Here is an 11,007-nt window from a genome sequence, read left to right as displayed (position 1 = left end):
ACAATGGCTGATTTTCTTTCGAACCTCGCGCGCGACGCCGGTCGAAGAGGACCTCGGGCGAGGCGCAGCGCTGCTGCAAGGCTGCAATCCAAGTCAGAGCCGGTCGCCGCAAAACTGAACGGTTCTGCGAAGCTGCTCGCCGCCGAGGGATCGGCGAGCAGGCCTGCCGGCGACCTTGCAGATGCCGCGCGCACCCTCAAGGGCCTCGGGCTTTTTGACCAGGATTTCTACGCGGCCAGCTATCCGGACGTGATCGCGGTCGGCGCCGATCCGTTTGAGCATTTCTTCCTCTATGGCTACAGGGAAGGTCGAAAGCCAAATCTGATCTTCGACCCGATCTGGTACGTCACAACCTATCCCGATGTGAAGGAGGCGGATGAGCATCCGTTCCTGCACTATGCGACGGTCGGCGAGCGCGATGGGCGGCGGCCAAGTCCCTATTTTCAACCGGCCTGGTATCGGGAGAAGTACGGCATCCCGGAAGGCGAGAGCCCGCTCGCGCACTATCTGAAGAACCGCCTGGGCCCGTTCAGCCCGATCCCGGAATTCGACGCGCAGTATTATCGTCAGATCTATCCGGACGTCGCAGCGGCCGGCGTCGATCCGTTCGAGCACTTCATCTTTCATGGCTATAAGGAAGGGCGCAACCCGTCGGCGGAGTTCGACACCAAGTTTTACATTCAGCGCTACTTCAAGGGTAAGACGGATCAGAATCCGCTTTTGCACTATCTTGCGCATCGCCACGAGGATGGCATCTATCCGTCACCTCCGGAGAACGAGGCCACCATCCCGGCCGAGATCAAGCGGTTCACCCGTCCGAGCCGGCTATTCGAGGAACTGCGTCCATTGCCCGACGGCGCAAAGCCGCGCGCCAAGGTGCTGGCCTACTATATGACGCAGTTTCACGCTTTCCCTGAGAACGACAAATGGTGGGGCACCGGCTTCACCGAATGGACGAACATCGCGCGCGGCATACCTCGGTTTAAGGATCACTATCAACCGCGGATTCCGCGCGACCTGGGTTTTTACTCTCTCGCCGACATCGAAACCATGCGCAAGCAGGCGAAGCTAGCCAAGGCGGCGGGCATCCACGGCTTCGTCTTTTACTACTACTGGTTCAACGGCAAGCGCCTATTGGAAAAACCGCTGGAGAAATTCCTGAAAGCGCGCGATATCAACATGCCGTTCTGCCTGATGTGGACCAACGAGAACTGGACGCGGCGGTGGGACGGCATGGAGGGCGAGGTCCTGATTTCGCAGGACTACCTGTCTGACGATGACGAGCGCCTGTTGTCGGATTTCAATCGTCACTTCACGGACAAACGCTACATCCGTGTCCAGGGCCGTCCCCTCTTGATGATCTATCGGCCGCGCCTCATTCCGGACACGGCAAACGTCATCGCGCGCTGGCGCGCGATCTTCGCGAAACGGTTCAACGAAGATCCAATCATCATCATGAGCCAGAGTTTTGATGATTACGATCCAACTCCGAACGGCATGGACGGCGCGATCGAATTTCCGCCGCACAAGCTTACCAAATACGTGCCGCTGGTGAACTCTGACGCCAAACTCCTGGACGATACCTATGCGGGGCAAATCTACAGTTACGACGACGTCGCCAAATATTCAGTTGATGAGCCGCGTCCGAATTTTCCGCTGATCAAGACGGTGGTGCCGAGCTGGGACAACGATGCGCGCCGGCAAGGCTCGGGCCTCGTGGTCCAGGGCTCGACCCCCCAGAAATACGAGGCGTGGTTGTCAGCGCTGGTCGAACAGGCGCAGACGCACACCTTTTTCGGCGAATCGTTCGTCTGTATCAACGCCTGGAATGAATGGTGCGAGGGCGCGTATCTCGAGCCCGATCTCCATTTCGGTTCGGCCTACCTGAATGCTACCGCGCGCGCGGCCACTGGTCTGACCTCCGATCGGTCAGTGTCCAAGATTCTGCTGGTCGGACATGATGCGTTTCCCGCCGGCGCGCAGCATCTCTTGCTGAACATCGGCAAGACGCTGCGCAGCGCCTTCAATATCGAGATCGACTTTCTCCTGCTTCAGGGCGGAGCGCTGGAAGCCGAATACGCCTCGGTCGCGCCGCTCACCGTACTCAAGCAGGCTTCCGATATCCCTGCGACCTTACAACACTTCCGGGAGAAGGGCTTTACAGCGGCCATCGCCAACACGGCCGCGAGCGGGCGCGCCACAAAATTCCTCGTCGAAATGGGCTTTCGGACCGTTTCCCTGGTCCACGAATTGCCGCGGATCCTGCACGAGAAGCAGCTGGAAGAGGCCGCTGCCGCGGCGATTGGGAGTGCGCATCGTGTGGTGTTCGCCTCGGATTTCGTGCGCGACAAGCTCGTCGAAGCGCTTGGGCTTGACGGGACGGATGAGCGTTTCCTCATTCGCGCGCAGGGCAGTTACAAGCAGATTGAGCCGGTGCCGACGGAAGCCGTGCTGTTTCGCAAGGAATTTGGCATCGCCGCTGGCGACAAGATGGTGCTCGGCGTCGGATATGCTGATCTGCGCAAGGGCTTTGACCTGTTTTTGCAAGTCTGTAACTTGGTTCGACGACGCAATGCAAATGTCCATTTTTGCTGGGCCGGCGGCATCGATCCAAGCCTCCAGGAATGGCTGGGGCCGGAGATCAAGCGTGCCGAGGCCACGGGCCACTTCCATCTCGCCGGCTATCGCTCGGACATGCAGGCGCTCTATTCCGCATCCGACGTCTACGCGCTGACGTCGCGCGAGGACCCGTTTCCGACGGTGACACTGGAGGCGCTCAGCGTCGGCGTGCCCGTCGTTGCGTTCCAGGACTCTGGCGGTATCCCCGGCTTGCTGCACAAGGAGAACGTGGGGTGCGTCGTGCCCTATTGCGATGCGCCGGCGATGGCACAGGCAGTGGAGACTTTTCTACGCTGGACACCGCCCGAGTCCGAGCGGGACCGCATGGCCGAGATTATCCGGAGCAAATTTGACTTCGCGGACTATGTCCGCGATCTGCTGCGGTTAGCCGTTCCATCATTGCCCAGCGTCTCGGTCGCCGTACCAAACTACAACTATGCGCGCTGCCTTCCTGAGCGGCTGTACACCATCTTCGATCAGACCCATCCGGTCGAGGAGATTATCGTGCTGGACGACTGCTCGTGCGACGATAGCACTTCCATCATCATGAAGCTTGCCGATCAGCGCCAGCGCGATCTGACGCTCGTCATTAACGAGCAGAATTCCGGCTCGGTGTTCGCGCAATGGGCCAAAGCTGCAGAGATGGCGAAGGGAGAGTTCCTTTGGATAGCCGAAGCCGACGATCTCTCGGAGCCGATCTTCATCTCGAGCCTGCTGGCGCTGATGCAGGGTGACCCCGACATCGCTATAGGCTTCACCGATTCGAAGTCGATCGACGCCGATGGCGCTCATCTTTACGCGAGCTACAAGCCGTATTTTGCCACGATCGAACCTGGCGCGCTGTCGCGCACGGAAGTGTTTGACGGTCGCGATTTCGTAACGCGCTATCTCGGTGTCAAGAATACGATCCTGAACGTCAGTTCAGTGCTGTGGCGTCGCGAGACGTTGCTGCGCGCGCTGAACGCCTGTCGCGATTGTCTGAAAGAGTTCCGGATGGCCGGCGACTGGGTGCTCTATCTGGAGGTTCTGGCAGGACCGGGCGCAAAGATCGCCTACGTTGCCGACCCCCTCAACGTCCATCGGCGCCATGCGGCGAGCGTCACCAATTCGTTGAAGGCCCAAAAGCACATCGAGGAGATCGACACTATGCATCGTCTCGCGCGGAGGCGTTTCGGCTTCGGGGAGCGGGAGCTTGTGGCACAGGCCGCTTATCGCAACGAGGTGTCGGCGCAACTGGCGAGCGCCGCTACCAAGCCTGATGCGCCCAGGCGGGCAGCGAAATCCGCAGTGCGTGCGACGGCGACGACGTGATCGGCTAGGGAAAACAACCAGAGCAAGTCGGGGCTGTCATGTTCGTGCCTTCCGCCGTTTCACTGTTGAGTGCACTCAACGTAGACAGTGCGGCCTTCGAGAACGGAGGCAAGATCGAAATACCAGGTGCGCTTCTGAAGCTGTTGTTGCAAATCGCATTGGCGGCCGCTGAGTTTGATGAGGACGGTTATCTCAGGGACAATCCGGACATAGCGAAGGCGCTCGTGAGCGGTGAAATCGAGAGCGCGCACGTGCACTATATCGGCTTCGGCTATTTCGAGGGACGACAGGGTGGAGGACCCGAAGTCGACGAAGCTTGGTACATGGGCAAATATCCGGATGTGGCGATTGCCGTTCGGGAGGGTCGGATCAAGTCGGCCAAGCATCATTTTCATTTGGTCGGGGCGGCGGAGGGACGCAGTCCTAACCTCGATCAGGAGGAGAATGCCGCTCAATGGAAAAACGCGCTTCGCTCCTGAAGCAAAGCGCATGATTACGGATCGAATTAGGTGGAGGACCACAATTTGCCGAATTGATATGTGAGGTATCTCGGAACAGGCGTTAAATCATACCGAAGCGAGTCCGATGATCGTTGGATCGGCAGCGCAGGCTGAGCATCGTCGAAGCGCTTTCCTGACAGGGGGGAAAGCTCAAAATGTTAGAGAGATGTTTGAGATGTCGGTTCTTCAATGGGACACGGATCAGCCGGAGATTCTGAGGCGCCTGCAAAACCGGGCCAAGCTCAAGATTTGCTGCAAGACTCTCAGCGAGCCCGAATTTGTCCAGAGTTGGATTAATCATCATAGCGCCATCGTCGGTCCGCAAAATCTGATCATAGCGGACAATGGATCGTCAGATGCCGCGACGCTCGACGTCTATCGTCGGGCTGCCCCTGATATCACGATCTTCCGCTTCTCCGGGGTTCACAACGATATTCACTGGCATCCTAGGTTCCGGCCATTGTTCGATCGCTTGAGGGAGACCGTCGAGTTCTTCTCCTTCGTCGACGTCGACGAGCGGCTCGTCTGGATCGATACGAAGCGTTGGTTCGCGGATGAGCGGATCCTGGATTGCCTGAAAGAGCGTGGCGCAATCTATCCAGCAACGTGGCTAATCAACGCGATCGGACGCATGGATCAATTCACGTTGTTGGACACCGAGCGCCGGCGCAACTTCTCGAACAATCTGAAGTGGGGAAAGCCCATTCTTCCGCCCGAGCTGATTGCGGCTCAATCGGGCATTCACAACATCCAGTACGCCGGTAGCCGATTTTCGGCGAGTTGCAGCAGTAATCTGTTTCTGCTGCATTTGACACAATTTCCTGATCAGCGGATCGCGGCCAATGTGAGAAAATTGGCGAACCGGAGTCTTGTCGATCACGCCATCGATCCGGAGGCGGTTTCGAGGATGGACTTCAGCAGACATCCCGATCCAGCCGTGCTTCGGTTCCAGAAGGAGGTTGCGGAAATGATTGCTTATCTCAAGGGCGACAAATCGATTCCCGATAGCGAGACCGAGGTTATAGAACTAGGACGGGGAGGGACGGTGGTCTTCTCCAACGCGGACGCGCGCGGGATTTTCTCGAAGTTCATTGAGGATGGCCCCTCCATCATCGTGAAGAGTTTCAAGTGAAGGGTCGCGCCATCAGAGCCGCGACCGTGATTGGGACGTTCCTGCCGCTCGTGCTGGGCGGACACCGCGCGACTGAAGCGGATGATCTCCCTCACGTCGTGCCGGACGCGAAATGCGACGCCCTGGACATTTCTGATGCTCCGTTGCGGGCATTTCGCTCGCCGGATGGTTCGATTACGGCATTCGCGACGCATTATCGCAACCGGGCGCTGGTTGGCAGTAGCTTCGGTGCGATGGCGAAGAACTGCTCGGTCGCGTATGAGGGAACGTTGGATCCCGATCCCTCGCATTTCAACTACAAGACGTGGATCACGGCGACGTGGATCGGCGATGATGGATCGGTCATTGCGCTTGGGCACAACGAGTATCAGGCCCACGAGTTGGTGGGGCATTGCCGTTTCGCGGACTATTCGTCGTGCTGGTACAACAGCATCGTGCTCCTCAGGAGCAATGACCGTGGTCGGACGTTTCACCGGGCTGACGATTTGGACAAAGCAGTCGTAGCCCCCGACTTTGCAGACACGCTCGGCCAGGGCCATCCCAGAGGCTATACGAGTCCGACAAACCTAGTGAAATGGGGGGACTATCTGTACACGCTGGTTGGCTATTCCGGCGTGGATAAGGGCGATTCTGGGAGATGCGTGCTCCGCAGTCGGCTGCCGGTGACGACGAGCTCTTGGGAGATTTTCACGCGCGACGGCTTTGTGCGGCCAAACCAGAGCGCTTATGAAGATCAGGCGCGCGTTCGCTGCGAGTATGTGACGGGCATGCGAGGCTTTGTCGGATCAATTGCCAAGCTAGCAAATTCGAATCTCTTCGTCGCAACCGTCGCGGAGGACATCAATGGTGGAAGCATCGTCGCATATTTCTCGGACGACCTGGTTCATTGGCACGATCGACAGGTCCTGGAGCAGGTCCCCCTGTTCTGGTCGAAGGATTGCTCGATCGGAAAGCGGTTCAGCTATCCAAGCCTGATCGACGAAAACTCCCCTGGGCCAAATTTTGATCAGGTCGGCCGAACGCCGACGCTCTATCTAGTGCAGGGGGGATGTGAGATCGGATCGGACCTAGCGTTGGTCAAGACCAAGGTCAAGATCAAGCCGCCGTCGGAAGCTCATTGAGCTTGAGCGGGAACTGGGGTGCGGTGCTAGGACGGCTCCGTGTAATGGGAGCGAAGGATAGCTTCCGCGGCGTCCCGTCTGGGCAGCGGAAGGAAAAACGATAGGTCGCCGGCCGTTGCGATCTCCTGGGCTATCTTTCTCACGCAATGATAGGGACGCCGGGAGCTGAAGTCGTGAAAGCCGATGATGGCTGTCGGCTTGCAATGCAAGACGGTCTGCGCAAAGCACGCAATCCTGAAGCGGCCATCGACAAGGTAGAGATCAGCGTCTGCACTCTGCTCATACCTCCAGATGGCCGAATGGTAATCAGGCCAGCGCGACTTGGTGGCACCATCGGTTGGAAAACCCCAATCGCCGGTGGGACCGATGTCGACAAGCATCAGCTCGGGTTGGGTCTGGCATTCGGCGCATGCGCTGCCCACGCGCTTCAACCATTCCTGAGAGGAGTCAACGGACCGTATCGAACGTTTGACGTACTTCGAAGCGAGAACGGTGCTGCCACCCGTGCCGAATTCCACGTAGTCGCGGCTGTTTCTGACAAACGACAGGAACAGAGCCGTTTCTTCCTCTGACATTCTTGGCAGCATGAGCGCCTCGCGTTCAGGTGGACGCGGCAAGAGAGGCCTCACCGCCGTACGACGCGATCCTTGAAACCGAGTGACGGTTAATCATGAATTCAGTGAGACGACGCGGTTCGGCGACGACTCATTGACGCTATTGACTCAGTCCGACCCGCTTGGTCTGATATCCGCGCTCCAGGATCGCCTGCCACCACGGCTTCTGCTCGATATACCAGCGCACCGTCTTGTCGATGCCACTCTCGAAATTCTCCACCGCGCTCCAGCCGAGATCGCGTTCGAGCTTGGAGGCGTCGATGGCGTAGCGGCGGTCGTGGCCGGGGCGGTCGGTGACAAAGGAGATCAGGCGGCGGCGCGGGCCGTCCGTGCTCGGGGCGAGGTCGTCGAGCAAGTCGCAGATCGTCTCCACCACATGCAGATTGGTCCGCTCGTTCCGGCCACCGATATTATAGGTCTCGCCGACGGCTCCGTGCTCGAGCACGAGTGTGAGGGCCTTGGCGTGATCCTCGACATAGAGCCAATCGCGAACGTTTTTTCCATCGCCGTAGACGGGAAGCTGCACTCCGGCCAGACCCTTAATGATCATGTGCGGGATCAGCTTTTCCGGGAAGTGATAGGGGCCGTAATTGTTCGAGCAGTTGGTCAGGAGCGTCGGCAGCTCGTAAGTCTTATGCCAGGCGCGCACCAAGTGGTCGGATGAAGCTTTGCTTGCGGAGTAGGGTGAATTGGGCGAGTAGGGCGTGTTTTCCGTGAAGAAGCCGTCCTCGCCGAGCGAGCCGAATACTTCATCCGTGGAGATATGCTGGAAGCGGAACCGCGCCCGCTTGTCCGGACACAGCGCCCTCCAGTAGCGTAGGGCTTCCTGGAGCAGTGTGAACGTTCCTACAATATTGGTTTGGATGAATTCGCCGGGGCCGTCGATCGAGCGGTCGACGTGGCTCTCTGCGGCAAGGTTCAACACAGCGTCGGGCTGATAGCGCTCGAACAGTCGGCGTACACCGGGCGCGTCGCAGATGCATTGCTTCTCGAAGGCGTAGTTCGTTTTCGTCGCGCCGGTCAGGGGAGAAAGGACCGCGGCGTAGGTGAGCTTGTCGAGGTTGACGACGCGTGCGTGGCTATTACGCAGGAGATGTCGTACGACCGCGGAGCCGATGAACCCGGCCCCACCCGTCACGAAGATGGTGATCCCCTTCAAACGCATGATCAATCTACTCCGTCTGCCGAATCAGTCTGCTCGGTGCGCGCGTGCGACAGATTGTAGATATTCGCCGTAGCTGCTCTTGGCGGTTTTCGCAGCCACCCGCTCGAACGATTGAATCGTAATGTAGCCCTGTCGCAAAGCGATTTCTTCTGGGCAGGCGATGCGCAGGCCCTGGCGTTGCTCGAGGATCTGGACGAAATGGCTGGCTTCGACGAGCGAGGAATGCGTACCGGTGTCGAGCCAGGCAAAGCCGCGACCGAGCACGTCCACGTAGAGATCGCCCCGTTCCATATAGACCTCGTTGACGTCCGTAATCTCGATCTCGCCACGAGCCGACGGCTTGATGCATGCGGCAATGTCGAGCACGTCGTTGTCGTAGAAGTAGAGGCCGGTCACCGCGACGTTGGACTTCGGCTGTTTCGGCTTCTCCTCTATCGAAAGCGCGCGGCCGGCCTGATCGAGCTCGACCACGCCATATTGCTCGGGTGTGTTGACGACATAACCGAATATGGTAGCGCCTTTATTGCGCAGGGATGCCTTAGTTAACATTCCCGGCAGGTTGTGCCCGTAGAAAATGTTATCACCTAACACAAGGGCGACCGGATCGTCGCCGATGAAATGCCGTCCGACGATGAACGCGTCGGCAATTCCGCGCGGCGTCGCTTGCGTCGCGTAGGAGAAACGCAAACCGATTTCGCTGCCATCGCCGAGCAGGCGCTCGAAAAGCGCCTTGTCGTGCGGCGTGGAGATGATCAAGATTTCCCTAATTCCGCCCAGCATTAGCGTGGAGAGCGGATAGTAGATCATAGGTTTATCGAAGACCGGCAGAAGTTGCTTCGAAACGACGGTCGTCACGGGATAGAGGCGAGAGCCGGTGCCGCCTGCGAGAATGATGCCTTTCATTGCTCCTCACAGTTTACTTATCACAAGCATACCATATAATGTGAAGAGTGCAAGTTAGTGCGGACGCCGAGAGAATCGGGTCGGTCGGCAAATTCAAAGTGCTGCGGAATGAATGTGATCCGGACCGAGCTCCCCGAAGTTCTCATCATCGAGCCCAAGTTCTTCGGCGACGACCGTGGCTTCTTCGTCGAGAGCTATCAATTGACTCGTTACAACACATGCGGTATCATGCGACGCTTCGTGCAGGACAACATGTCCCGTTCGCGTTACGGCGTGCTGCGGGGTCTGCATCTGCAAAATCCCATTACCCAGGGCAAACTAGCCGCCGTGCTGCGGGGCAAGGTGCTCGACGTCGCTGTCGACACCCGCGTCGGCAGCCCTAATTTCGGACGTCACGTTGCCGTCGAGTTGAGCGAGCAGAACCGGCGCCAGCTATGGGTTCCGCGCGGCTTCGCGCATGGTTTCCTGGTGCTCTCACAGGTCGCGGACTTTTTCTACAAATGCGATGATTTCTATAATCCGGAGCACGAGGTTTCGATCCGCTGGGACGACCCGGCGATCGGTATCAACTGGGGTATCGAAAAGCCGTCGCTCTCGGCCAAGGACGCGGACGCGCCGCTGCTTGCCGACATCAAAAACCTTCCATTGTATGGGCAAGTCTGATGCGGATACTGTTGACGGGAACCGGCGGGCAGGTCGGAGGTGCATTGCAATCACTCCTGGCTCGACGGGGCACAATCATCGCGCCTGACCTCAATAAGTTCGATCTGTCGAAGCCTGACAGACTCGTCAGGGCGCTCGACACGTTCCAGCCGGATCTCATCATCAACCCCGCGGCCTATACCGCCGTGGATCGCGCCGAGGACGAACGCGAGCTCGCATTCCGCATCAATGCCGGGGGACCCGAGGTGATCGCCAAATGGGCTGCAAAACGTTGCGTGCCGCTGGTGCATTTTTCCACAGACTACGTCTTCGATGGCTCTGGGAATGCGCCATGGCGCGAGGATAGCCCAACGGGGCCGTTGTCGGTCTACGGCGCGAGCAAGCTTGCCGGTGACACTGCCATTTGCGCAGCAGGCGGTCCGCATCTAATTGCACGTACCTCTTGGGTCTACGCCGCCAAGGGCGCCAACTTCCTACGCACCATCGCGCGGCTTGCGGCGGAGCGCAAAGAGCTACGCATCGTTGGTGACCAGATCGGCGCGCCGACCACTGCGAGAACGGTCGCCAACGCCATTGCGGATATCGCGCTGCCAAATCTGTCGAACCTGAATGAGCTCTTTGCGCGCAAAGGCGGCGTCGTCAATCTCGTCTGCGCCGGCGAGACAAGTTGGCATGGCTTTGCCAGCGCGATCGTCGCCGGCCTTAGGTCGCGCGGCCTAAGGCTCGAGGTGGAACGCGTCATTCCGATCGCCACGGCCGATTTCCCGACCAAGGCGATACGGCCCGGCAATTCGCGGCTCGACCTGTCGCGCCTGAAGAGACAGTTTGGAGTGACCACGCCGAATTGGCATGAGGCGTTACCGGTCGAGCTCGACGATTTCGTTGCCTTGCAAGAAAACGCAGCACGCGCCGAGCCGGCGCGCAGCTCCCGCACCGAGCCTATTCGTGATTGAACGGCGGATCAGCGAAGGGAGCGGGC

Annotated in this window: 9 protein-coding genes; 6 read left to right on the top strand and 3 right to left on the bottom strand. The window is 58.9% G+C overall.

Annotated features, from left to right (window positions below):
- The first annotated feature begins 3 nt into the window (after positions 1 to 3).
- The 4 genes from ACFLEY_RS48480 to ACFLEY_RS48465 all read left to right on the top strand — a co-directional run bounded on the left by ACFLEY_RS48480 (position 4) and on the right by ACFLEY_RS48465 (position 6,683).
- On the top strand, positions 4 to 3,930 hold the full coding sequence (locus ACFLEY_RS48480; protein WP_038975105.1) for a glycoside hydrolase family 99-like domain-containing protein: 3,927 nt from the start codon (positions 4 to 6) through the stop codon (positions 3,928 to 3,930).
- A 38-nt stretch (positions 3,931 to 3,968) separates the two neighbouring features.
- Positions 3,969 to 4,409 (top strand): hypothetical protein, encoded by a 441-nt coding sequence (locus ACFLEY_RS48475; protein ID WP_028153476.1) that lies wholly within the window; start codon positions 3,969 to 3,971, stop codon positions 4,407 to 4,409.
- A gap of 106 nt (positions 4,410 to 4,515) precedes the next feature.
- Positions 4,516 to 5,562, top strand: coding sequence for a hypothetical protein (locus ACFLEY_RS48470; protein WP_129557684.1), 1,047 nt, complete (start codon positions 4,516 to 4,518; stop codon positions 5,560 to 5,562).
- Positions 5,559 to 6,683 (top strand): hypothetical protein, encoded by a 1,125-nt coding sequence (locus ACFLEY_RS48465; RefSeq protein WP_028153478.1) that lies wholly within the window; start codon positions 5,559 to 5,561, stop codon positions 6,681 to 6,683. Before ACFLEY_RS48470 ends, ACFLEY_RS48465 begins: the two co-directional genes overlap by 4 nt.
- A gap of 26 nt (positions 6,684 to 6,709) precedes the next feature.
- Here ACFLEY_RS48465 and ACFLEY_RS48460 read toward each other — a convergent pair whose 3' ends face one another.
- The 3 genes from ACFLEY_RS48460 to rfbA all read right to left on the bottom strand — a co-directional run bounded on the left by ACFLEY_RS48460 (position 6,710) and on the right by rfbA (position 9,365).
- Positions 6,710 to 7,270, bottom strand: a complete 561-nt coding sequence (locus ACFLEY_RS48460; protein ID WP_225006010.1) for a hypothetical protein — start codon at positions 7,268 to 7,270, stop codon at positions 6,710 to 6,712.
- Between the two features lie 127 nt (positions 7,271 to 7,397).
- A complete protein-coding gene (rfbB, locus tag ACFLEY_RS48455) occupies positions 7,398 to 8,462 on the bottom strand; it encodes a dTDP-glucose 4,6-dehydratase (protein ID WP_028153761.1) in 1,065 nt (354 codons plus the stop codon).
- Positions 8,463 to 8,486: 24 nt separating this feature from the next.
- A complete protein-coding gene (rfbA, locus tag ACFLEY_RS48450; protein WP_038975104.1) occupies positions 8,487 to 9,365 on the bottom strand; it encodes a glucose-1-phosphate thymidylyltransferase RfbA in 879 nt (292 codons plus the stop codon).
- Positions 9,366 to 9,473: 108 nt separating this feature from the next.
- On the opposite strand from rfbA, the gene rfbC reads away from it, so the two are divergent.
- Both rfbC and rfbD read left to right on the top strand, forming a co-directional pair.
- Positions 9,474 to 10,028, top strand: coding sequence for a dTDP-4-dehydrorhamnose 3,5-epimerase (rfbC, locus tag ACFLEY_RS48445; protein WP_038975103.1), 555 nt, complete (start codon positions 9,474 to 9,476; stop codon positions 10,026 to 10,028).
- Positions 10,028 to 10,981: a dTDP-4-dehydrorhamnose reductase gene (rfbD, locus tag ACFLEY_RS48440; protein ID WP_028153757.1), complete on the top strand. Its 954-nt coding sequence runs from the start codon at positions 10,028 to 10,030 to the stop codon at positions 10,979 to 10,981. Before rfbC ends, rfbD begins: the two co-directional genes overlap by 1 nt.
- Positions 10,982 to 11,007: the final 26 nt, after the last annotated feature.

The organism is Bradyrhizobium sp. YCK136 (assembly GCF_044570075.1).
Taxonomy (GTDB): domain Bacteria; phylum Pseudomonadota; class Alphaproteobacteria; order Rhizobiales; family Xanthobacteraceae; genus Bradyrhizobium; species Bradyrhizobium diazoefficiens.
This window is presented reverse-complemented; position numbering and strand designations above follow the sequence as displayed.